The sequence below is a fragment of the Salifodinibacter halophilus genome (genome assembly GCA_012999515.1).
Taxonomy (GTDB): Bacteria; Pseudomonadota; Gammaproteobacteria; order Nevskiales; family Salinisphaeraceae; genus Salifodinibacter; species Salifodinibacter halophilus.
The window spans coordinates 1-270 of sequence record JABEEB010000268.1 but is presented as its reverse complement, the minus strand read 5'-3'; the positions used below and the strand labels follow the sequence as shown (position 1 = coordinate 270).

The 270-nt window shown below is 74.1% G+C and carries 1 protein-coding gene; it reads right to left on the bottom strand.

Annotated features, from left to right (window positions below; all coding sequences use genetic code 11):
- A partial coding sequence (locus tag HKX41_11610; protein ID NNC24779.1) for a ribonuclease H occupies window positions 1–270 on the bottom strand: 270 nt, incomplete at both ends.

The following is a 270-nucleotide window of genomic DNA, read 5'->3' as shown; positions in this document are numbered from 1 at the left end:
CGTCGCCCGCGAGGGCGCTGTGATCGACGAGGACGCCGACGTTCGCGTCCGCCGGCGCGCGGTGTGCGAGCACGTCCAACCCGAGGTGGAGCGCGCGGTACTCCGCGACGTTGTTGTCCGGAGCCGGGTCCGGGACGGCGAGGCGTGCGACGCGCTCGCCGCTCCCCGTCTCGATGATGACGCCGAGGCCCCCGCCGTCGGGGGCGAACGACCCGTCCGTCGCCACGTAAAACTCCCGGTGATGCGTGCGCGGGTGGTGGGCGATGTGCG